This window comes from Pseudomonas cavernicola (assembly GCF_003596405.1).
Classification (GTDB): Bacteria; Pseudomonadota; Gammaproteobacteria; order Pseudomonadales; family Pseudomonadaceae; genus Aquipseudomonas; species Aquipseudomonas cavernicola.
The window spans coordinates 2,797,001-2,814,164 of record NZ_QYUR01000002.1 but is presented as its reverse complement, the minus strand read 5'-3'; the positions used below and the strand labels follow the sequence as shown (position 1 = coordinate 2,814,164).

At 59.2% G+C, this 17,164-nt stretch carries 17 protein-coding genes and 2 pseudogenes; 12 read left to right on the top strand and 7 right to left on the bottom strand.

The features are described from left to right. The first annotated feature begins 35 nt into the window (after positions 1–35). From D3879_RS13425 to D3879_RS13410, 4 genes are all read left to right on the top strand, one after another. Entirely contained in the window at positions 36–716 is a 681-nt protein-coding gene (locus D3879_RS13425) for a class I SAM-dependent methyltransferase (RefSeq protein WP_119954710.1), read from the top strand. Positions 717–941: 225 nt separating this feature from the next. Beyond that, entirely contained in the window at positions 942–1,340 is a 399-nt protein-coding gene (locus D3879_RS13420) for a VOC family protein (protein ID WP_119954973.1), read from the top strand. Between the two features lie 248 nt (positions 1,341–1,588). Beyond that, a complete protein-coding gene (locus D3879_RS13415; protein WP_119954709.1) occupies positions 1,589–2,023 on the top strand; it encodes a VOC family protein in 435 nt (144 codons plus the stop codon). Positions 2,024–2,101: 78 nt separating this feature from the next. After that, positions 2,102–2,923 (top strand): aldo/keto reductase, encoded by an 822-nt coding sequence (locus D3879_RS13410; RefSeq protein WP_119954708.1) that lies wholly within the window; start codon positions 2,102–2,104, stop codon positions 2,921–2,923. 104 nt (positions 2,924–3,027) lie between these two features. Here D3879_RS13410 and D3879_RS13405 read toward each other — a convergent pair whose 3' ends face one another. Further along, complete coding sequence (locus D3879_RS13405; RefSeq protein ID WP_119954707.1) at positions 3,028–4,014, bottom strand: AraC family transcriptional regulator; 987 nt, start codon at positions 4,012–4,014, stop codon at positions 3,028–3,030. Between the two features lie 175 nt (positions 4,015–4,189). Between D3879_RS13405 and D3879_RS13400 the strand changes: the two genes are divergently transcribed. Beyond that, a complete protein-coding gene (locus tag D3879_RS13400; RefSeq protein WP_119954706.1) occupies positions 4,190–5,065 on the top strand; it encodes an NmrA family NAD(P)-binding protein in 876 nt (291 codons plus the stop codon). A 32-nt stretch (positions 5,066–5,097) separates the two neighbouring features. Here D3879_RS13400 and modC read toward each other — a convergent pair whose 3' ends face one another. The 4 genes from modC to D3879_RS13380 are packed head-to-tail and all read right to left on the bottom strand — an operon-like array spanning position 5,098 to position 7,929. Further along, positions 5,098–6,231: a molybdenum ABC transporter ATP-binding protein gene (gene modC, locus D3879_RS13395; protein ID WP_119954705.1), complete on the bottom strand. Its 1,134-nt coding sequence runs from the start codon at positions 6,229–6,231 to the stop codon at positions 5,098–5,100. Positions 6,232–6,268: 37 nt separating this feature from the next. Next, the gene (gene modB / locus D3879_RS13390) at positions 6,269–6,949 is read right to left on the bottom strand and encodes a molybdate ABC transporter permease subunit (RefSeq protein ID WP_119954704.1); all 681 of its coding nucleotides are present in this window, start codon (positions 6,947–6,949) and stop codon (positions 6,269–6,271) included. Between the two features lie 19 nt (positions 6,950–6,968). Next, positions 6,969–7,724 (bottom strand): molybdate ABC transporter substrate-binding protein, encoded by a 756-nt coding sequence (gene modA / locus D3879_RS13385; RefSeq protein ID WP_119954703.1) that lies wholly within the window; start codon positions 7,722–7,724, stop codon positions 6,969–6,971. A 46-nt stretch (positions 7,725–7,770) separates the two neighbouring features. Beyond that, positions 7,771–7,929: a TOBE domain-containing protein gene (locus D3879_RS13380; RefSeq protein WP_119954702.1), complete on the bottom strand. Its 159-nt coding sequence runs from the start codon at positions 7,927–7,929 to the stop codon at positions 7,771–7,773. A gap of 590 nt (positions 7,930–8,519) precedes the next feature. On the opposite strand from D3879_RS13380, the gene D3879_RS13375 reads away from it, so the two are divergent. Further along, positions 8,520–9,878: an OprD family porin gene (locus tag D3879_RS13375; protein ID WP_119954701.1), complete on the top strand. Its 1,359-nt coding sequence runs from the start codon at positions 8,520–8,522 to the stop codon at positions 9,876–9,878. A 324-nt stretch (positions 9,879–10,202) separates the two neighbouring features. Continuing rightward, on the top strand, positions 10,203–10,988 hold the full coding sequence (locus D3879_RS13370; protein WP_119954700.1) for a TOBE domain-containing protein: 786 nt from the start codon (positions 10,203–10,205) through the stop codon (positions 10,986–10,988). A 199-nt stretch (positions 10,989–11,187) separates the two neighbouring features. Here the strand turns inward: D3879_RS13370 and D3879_RS13365 are convergent, their stop codons facing one another. Beyond that, positions 11,188–12,432, bottom strand: coding sequence for a flavin monoamine oxidase family protein (locus tag D3879_RS13365; RefSeq protein ID WP_119954699.1), 1,245 nt, complete (start codon positions 12,430–12,432; stop codon positions 11,188–11,190). Positions 12,433–12,658: 226 nt separating this feature from the next. Between D3879_RS13365 and D3879_RS13360 the strand changes: the two are divergent. The 5 genes and pseudogenes from D3879_RS13360 to zapE all read left to right on the top strand — a co-directional run. Then, positions 12,659–12,937: pseudogene (locus tag D3879_RS13360) on the top strand (pirin family protein); the annotation flags it as partial. Positions 12,938–12,975: 38 nt separating this feature from the next. Then, positions 12,976–13,053, top strand: a pseudogene (locus tag D3879_RS13355) (hydrolase); the annotation flags it as partial. Positions 13,054–13,138: 85 nt separating this feature from the next. Further along, on the top strand, positions 13,139–13,486 hold the full coding sequence (locus D3879_RS26305; RefSeq protein WP_147411140.1) for a hypothetical protein: 348 nt from the start codon (positions 13,139–13,141) through the stop codon (positions 13,484–13,486). Positions 13,487–14,058: 572 nt separating this feature from the next. Beyond that, a complete protein-coding gene (locus D3879_RS13350) occupies positions 14,059–14,736 on the top strand; it encodes a transglutaminase-like cysteine peptidase (protein ID WP_119954972.1) in 678 nt (225 codons plus the stop codon). A gap of 544 nt (positions 14,737–15,280) precedes the next feature. Continuing rightward, on the top strand, positions 15,281–16,408 hold the full coding sequence (gene zapE, locus D3879_RS13345) for a cell division protein ZapE (protein WP_119954698.1): 1,128 nt from the start codon (positions 15,281–15,283) through the stop codon (positions 16,406–16,408). Positions 16,409–16,745: 337 nt separating this feature from the next. Here the strand turns inward: zapE and D3879_RS13340 are convergent, their stop codons facing one another. After that, a complete protein-coding gene (locus D3879_RS13340; protein ID WP_119954971.1) occupies positions 16,746–17,117 on the bottom strand; it encodes a nuclear transport factor 2 family protein in 372 nt (123 codons plus the stop codon). Positions 17,118–17,164 lie beyond the last annotated feature (47 nt).

Below are 17,164 nucleotides of genomic sequence, written 5' to 3'. Positions count from 1 at the left end.
ATCATGAACAGCCTCTTAGTCGCCCCGAGTGCCCTATGCAACGCGATCATCGTGAACAGCTCAACTTCAGCTGGCAGGCCAATGCCGATGCGTGGACGGCGGCTGTGCGCGAGCAGCGGATTGAAAGCCGGCGGCTGGTAACGGATGCGGCGATCTTGCGGGCGATACTGGCCTGCGAGCCGAAGCGAGTGTTGGATATCGGCTGTGGCGAAGGGTGGCTGTGCCGCGGGCTGATGGCACATGGTATCGAAGCGGTCGGGGTGGATGCCTCGGCGCCGCTGATCGAGGTCGCCCGCGCGGTGTGTTCGGGGCATTACCGGGTCTGCGGCTATGCCGAGCTTGAGGCGCAGGCGGCCATGCTTGGGCGTTTTGAGGTGCTGGTCTGTAATTTCGCCTTGCTCGAAGAGCCCCTGGCGCCGGTCTTGCGCTCCCTGCATGGGCTGCTGGCGCCGGGCGGGTCCTTGCTGATCCAGACCATCCACCCCTGGAGTGCTCGTGGCGAAGGCATTTACCAGGATGGCTGGCGGGTCGAGACCTTCGCCGGTTTCGGTGAAGGCTTCAATGAGCCGATGCCCTGGTTCTTCCGCACGCTGGAGTCCTGGCTGACGCTGCTCGCGGAAACCGGCTGGCGCCTGCAGTGGTTGCAAGAGCCGCTGCACCCGGATAGCGAGCAGCCGGTTTCATTGTTGCTGCTGCTGACCTCCGCCCAACGCTGAACCTACGCCGAGGCCGACTCCGCCCTCTGCGCCGGCACAAACTCGTTGGCGCGTAGGTTGGTGCTGAGCCAAAGGAGATGCCCAAACCGGCTGCAAGGCCGGGCTTTCACGCGCGAGCCAGGGCACAGGAGTCGCAAGGCGACTCCATGTTGGGCATCACTGTGTTCAGCGCCAACCTACAGTTGCCCTTAAATGGATGGTATTGGCAGCCTGCGAGGTACCGCTATGCAATGGCTAGTGAATATCGACGTGCCGGATCTGGATGCGGCGATCACCTTCTACACTCAAGCCCTGGACCTGCGGCTGAGCCGTCGCTTGTTCGACGGTGACGTTGCCGAACTGCTGGGCGGGCCGGCGCCTCTCTATCTCCTGCACAACCCCGCCGGTAGCACGGCCTGCGTAGGTGACGAGCGCGATTACCGCAGACACTGGACGCCTCTGCACCTTGATTTCGTCGTGGATGATCTGCCGGCAGCCTGTGACCGGGCCTTGGCCGCCGGGGCGCGTAGCGAGGGCGCTATCCGCGGCGAAGTGTGGGGGCGTATCGCGACTTTTGCCGATCCCTTCGGTCATGGTTTTTGCCTGCTGCAATGGCAGGGGCGCGGCTACGCTGAAGTGTCCTGAGAAGCTGCTTTCAAATTGTCTACGGGCTTCGCGCGTGATGCTGCGTTAAAAATGGCTTCGGAATGCTCATTTACAGCTCGTATATTCCGCGTCCTCAGCCATTTTGACTCACTACGTTCGCCCTGCGGGCCAGCCTACGGCTGTTACTCCGCTTCGCTACGTTGCGCCTTGCCTGACCTTCGCTCGACGATTTTGAAAACAGCTTCTGAGCCTGAGTCCGATAATCTACAAGCTCCTGAGAGGTCGCCATGTCAGTCTTTGCCAAACCCACCCGCGCCAACCTGATTCCCTGCCTGCGCTACCGCGATGCGCCTGCCGCCATCGACTGGCTCTGTCGTACGTTTGGCTTTGAGGAGCATCTGGTGGTGCCCGATGAGCGCGGCGGCATCGCCCATGCGCAGCTGAGTTGCGGCAATGGCATGTTGATGCTCGGTTCGGCTGATGAAACGGCGTCCGCTTACGGCCGGTTGATGCGCCAGCCGGATCAGGTCGGCGGCAATACCCAGAGTCTCTATATGGTGGTCACCGATGCCGATGCCATCTATGCCCAGGCGCAGGCAGCCGGTGCGCACATCGTCATCGAGCTCAAAAACGAAGACTACGGAGGCCGCGGTTTCAGCTGCCGCGATCTGGAAGGGCATGTCTGGAGTTTTGGGACCTACGACCCTTGGGATGAGTCTTAATCGCTTGCCGATTAAAGGCTGGGGTGAAGGCGCGCCTGTCTCAGCCCCGACTTGAACTGAAACCACATGGGGTAGTGCATGCGCACAGTTGATTTGGCTGGCACCCGGGTGCCGGTGATTGGTCAGGGTACCTGGCACATGGGGGAGCAACCGGCGCAGCGCGGCCGTGAGATCGTCGCGCTGCGCCAGGGTATCGAGCTGGGTCTAAGCCTGATCGACACGGCCGAGATGTACGCCGAAGGCGGTGCCGAACAAGTGGTCGGGGAGGCCATCCGTGGCTTGCGCGATCAGGTTTTTCTGGTCAGCAAGGTCTACCCGCACAACGCCAGCCGTAAAGGTGTGTCGGCCGCCTGTGAGCGCAGCTTGCGGCGCTTAGGCACCGAGGTGATCGACCTTTACCTGTTGCACTGGCGCGGCCAGTACCCGCTGGAGGAAACCGTCGAAGCCTTCGAGCGTTTGCGCGAGCAGGGCAAGATTCGCCGTTGGGGCGTGTCGAATTTCGATCTCGACGATATGCACGAACTGGACAACCCGGCCTGCGTGACCAATCAGGTGCAGTACAGCCTGGAGGCGCGTGGCATCGAGTTCGACCTGCTGCCCTGGTGCCAGACGCAACGGATGCCGCTGATGGCCTATTGTCCGGTCGGGCAGGGCGGTCGCCTGCTACGGCATCCCGCGCTGGCCGAGGTCGCCGAACGGTATGCGGCCACCCCGGCACGGGTGGCGCTGGCCTGGCTGCTTAAGCAGCCAGGTGTGATCGCGATTCCCAAGGCGGTTGAGCTGGCGCATGTACGCGACAACGCCGCCGCCTTGGACCTTTGCCTAGACGCGGACGATCTGCAACGTCTCGATGTGGCGTTTCCCTCGCCCAGGCGCAAGCAGCCATTGGCCGTGATCTGAGCGTTGCGCAGCTGTCTTCCAGCACGTGCAGGAAATGCTGGTGAGTGGCGGCGATCGGCAATAGAGGACACGCGCAAGCCGATCAACGCGCTCTTGAAATGAAACTATCCCCCATAAGCTATCTCGCTGCCAGCGTATGCCGCGCCTGCGTTGCGCCGGATCGCGCCTGGCGAGACGCCGATGAAGCGCTTGAAGGCCCGGCTGAACGCCGCCTCGGACTGGTAGCCGAGGCGGCTCGCCAGATCGCCGATCCCCGCGTCATTCTCTTTGAGCCAGCTCAACGCAAGGTGCATTCGCCAGCGCGCCACGTAGTGCATCGCGGGCACGCCGACGAGCTCGGTGAAGCGCGCGGCGAATGCCGAGCGTGACATCGCGACCTCGCCCGCTAGTGATGCCAGCGTCCATGCGCGCGCCGGATCGCGATGGATGAGCGTAATGGCGCGGCCGATCTGCTTGTCCTGGAGCGCGCCGAGCCAGCCTGTTTGCGCACTTGGGTCGCGCTCGATCCACGCTCGGATGGCCTGGATCACCAGAATGTCGGCGAGGCGGGTGATGACCGTTTCGCCGCCTGGCCGCAGCGCCTTGGCTTCGGCCGTGATGAAACGCAGCGTGCTTTGGATCCAGTCCACCTGGGGAGAATTCGATGCCTCGACGCTGATCACCCTAGGCAGGAGTCTGACAAGCTGATGCGCAGCCGGGTGATCGAAGCGCACGGCACCGCAGACGAGAGTCGTGGCCGCACCACCTCCGCCGTGCCGAAGGATTTCATAACGTTCGCTGACGCCCTCTCGAGGGAGATCGAACAGCGGTGCGGCGGCAATGCCAGGCTCGCTCGTGAGTCGGTGGCCTTCGCCATGCGGCACGAGCGCCAGATCTCCCGGCTGCAGCAGCAGGGGGTCGCTGCCTTCGACTTCGAGCCAGCACCGGCCTGAAGTGACGACGTGGAACATCAGGCACTGCTGCATTAAGGGCAGTGCAAGCCCCCACGGAGCCGTGAACTCGGAACTGCAATAGAAGGCGCCACTCATCCGCAGGAAGTGCAGTGCTTCGCCGAGCGGATCCACTGGTGCCCATACGTCTTGATCATTCATGGGGATTAATCTGCGCGTCAGCCGTTGAACCGTCCAGAACCTCTGGACGAATGAGCATGAATCAGCGACTCGGAGTCATTGAGAGTCCTGCTTCCTGAGCCGAGACTGGACGCTAGGCAAATGAACGAGAGACCGAAGGCATCTGCCGAAGGCTCGAAGCCATGAGGAGGACGACATGATCACTGTGATGGGCGCCACCGGTCATACCGGAAAGAGAATCACCGAGCTGTTACTGCAAGCGGGCGAGCAGGTGCGCGCTCTCGGGCGCTCGGAGAGCAAGCTTGCCGGGCTGGCCCGCGCCGGCGCACAAGTGCTTGCCGGCGACCCGACCGACGCTGCGTTTCTGACGAAGGCCTTCCGCGGCGCGGATGCGGTCTACACGCTGTTGCCATACGAGGTGCAGACGATCGACTACCACGCCGCGCAGAAAGCGCAAGGCGAGGCCATCGTGAAGGCCTTGCACGACAGCGGCACCCGTCATGTCGTTGCCCTCAGCAGTGTCGGGGCGGACCTGCCTTCGGGCACCGGGCCGATCGTCAGCCTGCATGCGCAAGAGGCGCGGCTGCGCGGGCTTGAGGGCGCGAACGTACTCATCCTGCGTGCGGGGGCGCTCTTCGAGAACTTCTACGGAGCTCTTGGGTTCATCAAGGAGCAAGGTATCAACGGCGACGCTGTAGCAGCCGATGTCGCGATCCCGATGATCGCGACGCGCGATATCGCCGAGGTCGCAGCAAAGGCGCTCAGGGACCGCAACTGGAGCGGCGTCGTAGTGCGCGAACTGCTCGGGCCACGTGACCTCACCTACGCCGAGGCCACGCGCATCCTCGGGGCGCGCCTCGGCAAGCCTGACCTGGCGTATGTGCAGCTCTCCTACACCGAGTTGGTCGAGGCGCTCCAGCAGGCGGGTTTCTCCGAGAACCTCGCCAGCCTGTCTGCCGAGTTGGCACAGGCCTTTAACGAAAGGCGAGTCAAGTCCCGCGAGGGCCGCAAGCCCGAGAGCACTACACCCACCCGATTCGAGGATTTCGTTGAGGAGCTTGCTAGCGTTTAGCCCCGGAGCCGGTGATTGGCTGGATCGTGCAGCTATGCCAGCAGGGCTACCGACTTTATCTGTGCCCACAATCGCTGGCCGATGTGCAGGCCAAGCTGATCACGCGAATAGCGAGTGATTCGGGCCAGCAGCGGCGTGCCTTCCATCTCCAGGCGGACCAACACGTGGGCTGCGTTATCCGCGGGCACTTCAGCGGTTACGGTGACCGGCAGCAAATTCAGAATGCTGCTGTGCATTGGCTTTTCCAGGTTCAAGCTCACATCACGAGCCTGAACCTTGAAGCGCATGTGTTTGCCTGTCGTGACTGGCGAGTGGGCGACCTGGACGCTCATGGCGCTGTTCGGAAAGCCCAGGCTCAGCAGCTGATAAACCGGGTTGTAGCCCGTCACCAGGCCTTCGATCACCACGCCCGCCTCTTCGCCGCGCGCCATGGGCAAATCCAGGCGAGCGAGGATTTCACCAATCGGGCCGCTGGCCAGCACCTTGCCTTCATCCATCAAGACCAAGTGATCAGCCAGGCGGGCGACCTCATCTGGCGAGTGGCTGACATAAAGAATCGGGATATCCAGTTCGTCATGCAGGCGTTCCAGATAAGGCAGTATTTCGCCTTTGCGTTTGAGATCGAGGGCTGCCAGTGGCTCATCCATCAGTAGCAATTTCGGGCTAGTGAGCAGGGCGCGGGCGATACCGACGCGTTGACGTTCGCCACCGGAAAGGCGCGCGGGCATGCGGTCGAGCAAGTGCTCGATACCCAGCAGATCCACCGCGTGCTCCAGCGCCACCCGCCGCTCGTTCGCGGCTATGCGCTTCAGGCCATATTCCAGGTTGCGCAGCACGGAAAGATGCTCGAACAGGCTGGCTTCTTGAAATACATAACCCAGCGCACGCTTGTGAGGGGGCAGGAAATGGCGCTTGCTGCTGTCTTGCCACAGCTCGCCATTGACCCGTAGATAGCCTTCTGCCGCGCGCTCCAGCCCGGCGACGCAGCGCAGGCAAGTGGTCTTGCCAGAGCCCGAATACCCGAACAGCGCGGTAACCCCGCGGCCAGGGAGATGCAAGTCGACATCAAGAGAAAATTCAGGATAAGGCACGCGAAAACGAGCATGAATCTGACCGTCTGACGATTCGTCGAGGAGCGATGGGGCCGTAATGGAGGTACTGCTCATGCCTGGAAGATCCCTTGATAAATCAGTTCTACGCGCATCAGCGTCCAGCCGGTTTCATCCGCCCACTGGAGTGGAGCGCCAGCAGCACCAGGAAAGAGAACACCACCATGCCGCCGGCTAGCCAGTGGGCTTGGGCGTAATTCATTGCTTCGACATGATCGAAGATCTGCACCGAGACGACTCGGGTCTTCTCGGGAATATTCCCGCCGATCATCAACACCACGCCAAACTCGCCGATGGTATGCGCGAAGCCGAGGATCGATGCCGTGATGAAACCTGGTTTGGTCAGCGGTAGCACCACTGAGAAAAACGTGTCCCAGGGGCTTGCCCGCAGCGTAGCCGCTACCTCCAGGGGGCGGTCACCAATGGCTTCGAAGGCATTTTGAATGGGCTGTACGACGAAGGGCATCGAGTAAAAAACCGAGCCCACAACCAACCCTGCGAAGCTGAAAGGCAATGTGCCCAACCCCAGACTCTGGGTGAGCTGCCCGATAAAGCCGTGGGGCCCCATCGTGACCAGCAGATAAAAGCCGATCACGGTTGGAGGCAGCACCAGAGGTAGCGCGACTACTGCGCCCACGGGGCCTTTCATCCTTGAATGGGTGCGTGCCAGCCACCAGGCAATGGGTGTGCCGATGACTAGCAGCAAGGCCGTAGTCAGCGATGCCAACTGCAGGGTCAACCAGATCGCAGCGAAATCGGCGCTGGTAAGTGGCATCGCGGACTATCTCCCGGACTTAAAGTTGGTAACCGTAGGATTTGATCACAGCAGCGGCTTTCGGGCCTCGGAGATATTCCACCAGAGCCTTGGCAGCAGGGTTGTCCTTGCCTTTGTTGAGGATCAGCGCGTCTTGCTTGATCGGATCATGCAGCTCCGCAGGCACTATCCAGGCCGAGCCACTGGTTATTTTGCCGTCCTTGTAGACCTGCGACAGAGCAACGAAGCCCAGTTCGGCATTGCCACTGGCGACGAACTGAAGGGCCTGAGTGATGTTCTGCCCCTCGACGATCTTCGGAGCCACCGCTTTGCTCAGGTTCAGTTTTTCCAGAACCTGGGTGGCGGCCAAGCCATAGGGTGCGGCTTTCGGGTTGGCAATGGACAGGTGTTTGAACTGGTTTTTCTTCAACACCTCACCCTTGGCGTCGACATAGCCGTCCTTTGCCGACCACAGGGCCAGGGTGCCGACGGCATAAGTGAAGCGCGAGCCGGCGAGGCTATCGCCTTCGCTTTCCAGCTTGGCCGGCGTGCTGTCATCAGCCGCGAGGAAAACTTCGAAGGGCGCGCCATTCTTGATCTGGGTATAGAACTGACCAGTGGCTCCGAAGGCGGCAACCAGCTTGTGGCCGGTATCCTTCTCGAAGTCGCTGGCAATCGCTTGAATGGGTGCGGTGAAGTTGGCGGCAACGGCCACTTGAACCTCTTCGGCCAGCGCGCTGCTAAGTGCAATGCTGGCTGACAGTGCGACAACCAGGCGAGACATACGATGAATCATGGACTGCTCCTTGTTTTTGTGGATCGTTGAGAACACAGGGCGTGTTTCAGGCATCGCGAGCCAGAATCACGCTTGACGCTTTGAAGAAGGCACAAGCTCGCATGCCAGGCATGAGCCCAAGCACCTCGCAACTGGCCTGGGTGACGATTGCCGTGATGCTGCGTCCCCGCCCGATACCGCTATGTAGCTGACTATATAGCGCCATGTATGACCTCGAAAGTACAGAGGGGGAAACCCCGTACACGCAATTTTCAAAGGAGCTTTCAGCACTCCGGCTGGCGGCGTCGTTCACTCAGCCAAACGGTGACAAGTTGTTTCACCGTCACGTTGCAGGGTGTTGAACCCTCGGCCTAACAGCGGGCGAAGAGGTTGTTGCCTTGGTCACGGCACCCTGGCTGGCGGCAGCAAAGTCACTGCCTCGATGACTCGGGATGCGGTGTCAGCCTTTGCAGCTGTTCGGCAGCGAACAGGCACCCGATGTCGAATTTCCGCATCTTGAAAATAATTGACTTTAAAGTCAAGTTTTGGCGTTATGCACGCCGTCCTGCGCTTGTTGGCACTTTCTGAGCGTTCAAAGCGCTCGTAACCATCCCTAATCAGTGACAGCTGAGACCTCAGCGATCATGGCGTTTGTCTATCGCTATATTCAACAAGATATAGCGATAGGAAAACAACCTGAGCATCGTGCCCCCTCTGAGGCCGCCGCCTCGCCAGGGTTGCTGCACGACAGCGGGTGGTGTGCAGGGGAAAGGCTTGTAGCCAGGACACACCAATAAGAACTTTGGAGCTTTAGAAATGAGAAAATCCACCCTGGCGCTGGCCATCGCTTTCGGCATCCTGACTCAACAGGCCACTGCCGCCGGCTTCATCGCAGACAGCAAGGCCAGCCTCGGCCTGCGTAACTTCTACATCAACACCGATAACCGCAATGTCGCGCGGGAAAACAAGGCCGCGACCACGCCGAACAAGCAGGAAGAGTGGGGCCAGGGCTTCATCTTCAACTACACCTCCGGCTACACCGAAGGCACCGTCGGGGTGGGGGTCGATGCCCTGGGCCTGCTCGGGGTCAAACTGGATTCCGGCAAAGGCAGGCATTACAACCCGACCAGCAGCAGCTACAGCGGCACGGTGTTCCCGACCGAGAGCAATGGCGAGGCGGTGGACAATTTCAGCAGCCTCGGGCTGACCGGCAAGGCGAGGATTTCCAAGACCGAAGCACGGCTCGGCACGCTGTTGCCGAAGCTGCCGGTGGTGACCTACAACGACGGTCGCCTGTTGCCGCAGACCTTCGAAGGTGGCCAGATCAGCTCCGGCGAGATCGACAACCTGACCCTGATCGGCGGCCAGCTGGAACATGCCAAAGGCCGTAGTTCGAGCAACAGCGACAGCCTGTCGATCGGCGGGGCGAACAACCGCACCAATAATCCGCAGTTCAGCAACACCTTCTACTACGCCGGGGCGGATTACAAAATCAGCAAGGACCTGTTGGCGCAGTACTACTACGGCAACCTGGAAGATTTCTACACACAGCATTTCCTCGGCCTGACCCACACCCTGGCCTTGCCGGCGGGCAGCTTGAAGTCCGACCTGCGCTACTTCAACAGCAGCTCCGATGGCAAGAACAGCAGCCTCAGCGGTCGTAACGAGGGCTTCAAAAGCAGTGGTTTCTGGAACACCGGCGACCGCCACAGCGGCGAAGTCGACAACCGCACCTGGAGTGGCTTGTTCACCTACAGCCTGGGCAGCCACGCGCTCAGCGCCGGTTATCAGCAAGTCGCCGGCGACAGCAACTTCCCCTACCTCGATCAGGGCGACGGGGCGACGGCGTACCTGATCACCGACCGGCAGATCGGCAAGTTCGCGCGCGCGGGCGAACGCACCTGGCTGAGCGAGTATGCCTATGACTTCGCCAAGGCCGGAGCGCCGGGCCTGAAAGCCGTGATCACCTACCTGAAGGGCGACCACATCGACTCGAAAACCGGTGATCAGTCCGAGTGGGAGCGCGACTTCCGCCTGGACTACGCGGTGCAGGGTGGCGCCTTCAAAGGGGTCGGTTTCTCCTGGCGCAATGCGGTCCTGCGCAGCAGCGTGGCGACCCAGAACGATCAGGATGAAAACCGCCTGATTGTCAGCTATACCCTGCCCCTGCTGTAGGTTGCTGCTGAGCCGAAGACGATGCCCAACAACCGGCCCGCAAGGCCGGGCTTCCAAGCGTGAAATCGAGTGGAGTAGGGTGGGCTTCAGCCCACCACGCACCCTGTATCGGTGGGCTGAAGCCCACCCTACCAATCATCCCCGCCGGGCCCCAGGGCCCGGTTTTTTTATGCCAATGTGTTGACCGGTACTGTGTTCGAGCGCGCAACGGGTAGGGCGAAAAAGAGGGCGGAAGGTTATCGGATGTGAGGCACCCATCCATCGCGAAGTAAGTACGGGTCCCGGTGGTAAGATGCCAGCGGGACCACTACTCGCAGACATACGATGAAGCTGGAAGGGCGTTTCTGGATCACGCACAACGGCAAGGACCTGGCCGGGGAAAGGCGTATCGCATTGCTGTCGCGGATCGACAGCACAGGCTCAATCAGCCAGGCAGCGAAAGCCGTGGGCGTGAGCTACAAGTTCGCCTGGGACTCTGTCGATGCCATGAATGCCGCCGCCGGCAGCCCGCTCGTCGAGCGCAGTGCCGGTGGCAAGGGCGGTGGCGGGACCCGCTTGACGCCAGCCGGACATGCCTTGATCGAAGCCTTCCATCGCTATGAGCGAGAGCATCAGCTTTTTCTCGAACGCTTGGGTGAGGATGCCGGGATCTCATCCTTTCTCGAGATCATGGAGCGGTTGCGCATGAAAACCAGTGCGCGTAACCAGTTGTTCGGCAAGGTCAGCTCGATTCAGCGAGGCGAGGTCAATGATCAGGTTGAGTTCCATTTAGACAGCGGTGATCGTTTGCTCGCTTCGATTACGAACGACAGCACGGAACGTCTTGGACTCGAGGTAGGGGAGGCCATCTACGCGCTGATAAAAGCCTCTTGGGTCCTGTTGGTTGACTCCGACTTTGCACCCAATGATCCATCGGACAATTTGCTGCGCGGCGAAGTCAGGCAGACAATACGGGGCGCCGCTGAAACCGAGGTGGAGATTGAACTGCCGGGCGGGGCGCACATTGCCGCGGTACTGAGCAATGAGCATGCAGATGGCCTTGAACTCAGCATCGGCAAGCCGGTAGCAGCCCTTATCAAGGCTTCTCATATCATTCTGGGCAGGTTTTAGAGCGACTTAGTCATTGGGCGTGAGCGTAGCGCTCATTCGCCAACATCATCGATGTCGATACGGCGCATGCCTGGCCCCGCGCGAGGAGTTCCGAACGTCCACCTTGGGGCGAGTGTTGAAAAGCTCGCTTTTACCGCCCGCTCAGGTTGAGAGGAAGAAATCGACCCTGCAAAATCGCGCATAGGCAACGATGCGGGTTTTACCCGCCCGGCATCGCCGAGTTCAGAGTGTCTGCCCAGGCCGAAAGCTTCTCAGCAGCAGCCAAGGCAACCTGATAGTCGCTTTGCGCATGGTAGTGACGAGCAACCCCATCCGCCGCAATCAGTCCGGCCACCGTTGGAACGCCCACGCCATCAGTCAGATCAAGCCATTCGCCCCAATTGGCCGGGGTGTCGAACCAGCGCAGATAACCGCTTTGAGATACCGGCCACCAGCGTTCGCCGAACTGGAGAACGACCTTCTCAATCATCCCCATGCCAAGAAAGGAAAGCGCCTGCTGATGTTCGGTGGGTAATCCCGGTGTGAACTTCAGATCTTTCAGCACGCCGGCAGGAACAGTACAGATGCAGAAATCACCCACTTCGCCCTCAACCCTAACCTCTTGCTCGTTCCAGGAGATGCTGCTCACCGGACGCTCAAGCCGTATATCGAGTCCCCTGGCTACATGCTCGACGAGTTGGATGTATCCCTGAGGCAGATAGCGATCGCCGTTTCCCACACCCGGCTCGTCCAAGGCATCCGGAGAGAGCAGGTCGAGTGGCAGCCCTGCTTCCGAAATCAGGTTCGCATCAATGGCATACCGAGCGGCACGACACTCGGCGGCTGAAAGCGAAGTCAGGTACTGAGCAACGCCATCTTTCAGCGGCAGGCTGCGATCAACCCCAGCCTTGAGGGCCTCGTAGGCCGCATCGATATCCGGCAGGTAGCCATCAGATGCCGCCGAGAGAGGCTGGGAAAAGTCCGTTTCAACCATCGCAAGACCCAGAGACTCCGCGTACCGAGCAAGCGAGTTGTGCTCGAACTGTTGTAGCCATGCCGCGCCGACGTCCACCCGCATCTGCCCCAAAGATGCCGTATGTGCTCGCCCACCTAGGCGATCACGCCCTTCCAGTACGATTACCTGAACCCCCTTTGCCGATAGGCTCGACGCTGCGGCAAGCCCTGCAAAGCCGGCACCTATGACAATAACTCGGCGAGCTCCGGCGGCGAGGGCGCATTGGGCAGCAGCCACACCACTGTCCCAGGCGCCATGAGTCATACCAGGGTTCTGTGGGTTTACTGCCTCACCTGCCAATACGAGGCGGCCATCAACGGGGCGTGCAAGTATCTCTCTATGCTCAGCTCGGCAGCCAGGCAAGAGCGCACTGTAGGCGCCACGACTATAGGGATCTGCATACCAGCGGGTTACATGCCACGCCGTAGGGATACGAGCTAGCGTCTTCATGTGGTCAACCAGCGAGATGAAAGGTCACTGACCTTAGGCGCCTATGCAGAGCTTTTCCAGAGTGATGCCTAGTCTGCAGCCTGATTTGGTGAGTGTCTGCTAATGGCCCAGGCTGTGTAAAAACGCCCAGAGAGATCAACTTGGTAGAAAACCGACCTCCTGTAAGGCGCTACAAGCGATTTTCTCCACTTGGGTATGGGGGCAAGTACCCCCTAAAACATCCAGGATTTACGTTTTTACACAGCCTCGGTCTTCCTGCGACAGCCTCGGCAAACACATTCGCCCCTTTCGACTGCTCGACTATGCAGGGCCACAGGACTCCGCCCCGGCGCAGCGCCCGCGTGGTGTTGGCCAGCACCCTCATCGCGGCTTCGGGACGGTCACCATCGTCTACAAAGGCGAACTGGAGCACAGTGACTCGACAGGCAGTGGCGGCCTGATCGGCCCTGGTGACGTGCAGTGGATGGCGGCAACCTCAGGAATCCTGCACGAGGAATTCCACTCCGCCGAGTTGACCCGCGACAAGATGGCTGCGCCAGGCCAGTCAAAGCGACCGGAAAGAAGACCTTGGTCATCGCCGGCACTCTCACCAGTGTGTGCTTGGCCTGGAGGAGTACCGCCCATCAGACCGCGAAATGGGTTTGTAACAAACCCCCTCATTCATCCGTCTAATTTCAGGGGTAGGGGGGGAATGGAGGATGACACCATGAAGTCGATATTCAGCGTAACGGCCTTCAGCGGCCTATTGGTGGCACTTGCAGCCACCACCTCGGGGCAAGCAACCAGCGCGCCGCTCCCATCGTTCGAGCAGGAGCCTGCCTACTTACTGGCGGAAAACGGCAGTGATCGCCTGTTGCAATATCGCATGCTTAATAATGATGTTGCCCAAGCTCGAGCAAGAGAGGATGAAAGTCAGCGCTTTACCCAACTGCTCGAAGAGCAGCCCACTGCTGCCGGCCCGCAGGTTGAGCCCGATGATGCACAGCCGATCAAGGGACCGGCACCCCAGTACAAATCTCTAATCCACCAACAGAGGATCGAATACGGGCATTGAGTGAGGAGACTTAGCGCTCCAGGCGCTCAGAGCGAGTTCCGAGCGCCTGGAGCGGTAAAATCTGACCGAGGCTTAACCAAGCCGATCTTGGAGCATGTCAGAAGGAGCTTTGCGCGAACATGGCCTGCGCGACAACACCAGACTCAGCTCCATGTGGATCAGCGTGGTGCGGGATCGCCGCTAGACCCAGGCTTTGGGATTTCCGGCGGCCAGGACGGCTGTGCTTCCGCCAGCCCCTACTTTAGAGCGCAGCCCTGCAGCTCGATGAGTTCTGCAAACCACTCGCCCCATCGTCAATCCGACGGTGGAATGTTGATCAATAGCTTGAAATGACGCTATTGTGATCAAGTTTTAACCAATTACCTTACTCAGGTGCGTAGACACGCGGCGCGTGAGTCGGCTTGTTGAGGAAAAATGGCAGTGTTCTGGACGGTAGACCCGCCACAGAACTGTTTGAGAAAGCACGATCCTCATCATTATCTCAATGGATTGATCCGCTAAGTTGAACCCGGCCATGGCCGCATTCACGGAGATCTATCCTGTTGCTCCAGCAAGTCTCTCAGTCCAAATACATGTGTGCTTTGTGGCGGGCGGTCGTAGTCACGACTCTTAGCGGAAGCTTGCTCTTTGGCACGGCCGAAGCTAAGGCAAGCTGGAGTTTCGAAAAGATCCTTCGCAAGGCGGAAAAGCGCTACGGGCGAATGAGTCCAGCCACGGATCACCTCCTCTCCTGGAGCGACCTGATCGAGAGCAGTCGGCACCTACCTGAAATGGAAAAACTGAAGGCGGTGAACCAGTACTTCAACCGTCATGTTCGTTTCAGTGGCGACATCGTTCTCTGGAAGCAGAGCGACTATTGGGCGACGCCGATCGAGACCTTGGTCAAAGGGGCTGGGGACTGCGAGGACTTTTCCTTGGTCAAGTATTTCACCCTGCGCCAACTGGGTGTACCCGAGGAAAAGCTGCGGATCACCTATGCCAAAGCACTGAAGCTGAACCAGGCGCACATGGTGGTGACCTACCACGCAACGCCGGCCGCCGAGCCTCTAGTGCTGGACAACCTGATCAATAGCATCCTCCCCGCTTCTGAACGACAGGATTTGTCGCTGCTCTATGCCTTTGATGCCAAAGGGCTCTATTTTGTTAAGGCAGAAGGTCTTAAGCGCGTTGGAGATACGGAGCACCTGCCTTATTGGCAGGCGCTGCTGCAAAAGATGCGGCAAGAGGGCTTCACTGCGGAGCAGGGTTGAGTCTCCATAAGTAGGGATGACCTAACTTGTCCACTGTCACTTGGCGGGCTAGCTCAATAGCACTCTCAGTTCGACGACCGATATCGTGAAGTTTCTTGTGGTAATGGCGCCAGCCTATTCCGGGCTTATTGTCTTTGGTGCTTCGCTCGGAGCCTGGTTGCGCTGGGTATTGGGCCTGAAGCCCAACGCACTGTTCCCGACCTTTCCTAGGTGAATAAGACCGGATACTGCCTCGAGGCTGTAGTAGGAGTTTCTACAAGGTAGAGACTCGTTGGCGTGCTGAGAGGCCGCCCTGCATGTTTTCAACAGTCCCCGTCGCGAGGCTGGCTTACCTAGCGACTCAACCGTGACACTCTGACTTACGAGGAATAGCAGCGCCGCTCGCGCGAAATCATGGTCGCGCAGTAATTGTCTCGCGTTGCAGTGGCGGGTTTGCTAAGTACCAAGTAGCGTTGCCGCCGTGGGTGTGAATGCCAGTCGCGGCCCTGTAAAACACTACCCCCGCTATCAACAGGTGGGGATTATTGAGCGGTTACTTTTCAATATGAATGTCGTGTCCCCCCTGGCTGCCTATCAGCAGGCCATTGACCAGGATGGCTTCAAGTCGGATGAAGCTCAATGGCAGGCAGCGAGGTTGCTGCAAAGCTGCCATCAGGCCTTACATCAGGACGGCAGCCGAGCGAAGTCGGTGGCCGGGGTTTATCTCTGGGGGCCGGTCGGGCGCGGCAAGACCTGGCTGATGGATCGCTTTCACCAGAGCCTTCGCGTACCTGCTCGGCGGCAGCATTTTCATCACTTCATGCGTTGGGTGCACCTGCGCCTATTCCAGTTGACCGGCACGGCAGATCCCTTGCAGGCGCTGGCCCGCGAGCTGAGTGAAGAGGTCAGCGTGCTGTGTTTTGACGAGTTGTTTGTCAGTGACATTGGCGACGCAATCATCCTAGGTCGGCTGCTGCAGGTGATGTTCGAGCAGGGGGTGGTGCTGGTCGCGACGTCAAACCAGCCACCAGAACACTTGTATGCCGATGGTTTCAATCGGCAGCGTTTTCTGCCGGCCATTGCCGCCATTAACCGTTATATGCAGGTTGTTGGTGTAGATGGCGGGCAGGATCACCGCTTGCATCCGGGCGCAGAACATCAGCGCTATTGGGTCGCAAATCCAGGCCAACCAAGCGTGTTGACTGAGGTTTTCAGGCGGTTGACCGCAGGCCGGCAGGCTACTGCCGAGCCCCTTGTACTTGGGCGCCGGCCCATTTCAGTGATGCAGCACAGTGAGCAAGTGATCTGGTGTCGCTATGCCGACCTGTGCGAGCAGCCACTGTCTGCCTTGGATTTCATTGTCTTGTGCGATCGCTTCTCGGCCATTTTGCTTAGCGATGTACCTAATCTGAGTGGCCGGCAAAGAGCGGCCAAGATTGCCCGAGGCACTGAAGATGGGGTAGAGCGGGTGGTTGCCGGTGATCGTCAGCTGCCCGAACTGTCCGTGCATGACGATAGCGTGCGGCGTTTCATTGCGCTGGTGGATGAATGCTACGACCGCCGGGTTCCGCTCTACCTGGAAGCCCAGGTGCCGCTGGGGGAACTGTACACCCAGGGGTATCTGTCCTTTCCGTTCCGCCGCACCCTCAGTCGCCTGCGGGAAATGCAGCTACAACGATTTTGTAGAGCCTGACCCGGCTTTCACTTAAAGATCTTAGCCAGCTTCGGTCGCACCTATTACAGTCCCCACACCAGAGCGTGGGAACTATCGACGCGCACTGTCTTAGATACGGTATTGGCTCTTTCTCTTTGGAATTCAGGCTGGTATTACCTCGGCTTATCGCATATGTCGCTATGCGAGCAGATGCCAAAAGTTGTATTTCGATGCGGTCGATCGAAAGGTCATTAAACGCTGGTTGGTTAGCCGGAGCATAAAAAAGCCAAGACGCCGGTCTTGGCTTTCAGAGAGTTGCTAGGACTTGTATAAAGTCATGATCTTGAGATCTTTTATTCGGTTTGCTTTGGGTTTCTCAGTCATGGTAGTAATAAAGCTTATTGATAATGACCCAGCGATTATTTATTTTTAGCAGCGATAAGTAATCTGTAAATCTCATCCCGATATAATCATCGACTACTGTTACAGCGGCGGCATCGCCCGTGATATCTACGGATTTTATCTCCCAAAAGGGTTTTGCATCACTTGCGGCTGGGCCTTCAATCTTGATGGCGCTAACGAAGTCATCAAGGGATAACCACTCAAGCGCTCCATGATAGTGGCCGATGATGTAACAAGAGGGATGGAAGGCTTGCCGCAATAAGGCTTCGTCTGCTGATACCATGCCTATTACGTAATTGCGGACCACGAGGTTAATGTCTTCTTTGTCTGTCGTGTGAATAGTCATTTCATTCACCCCTGACATCCTGGGTGCTCTCGCCAAGCACTGTGTCT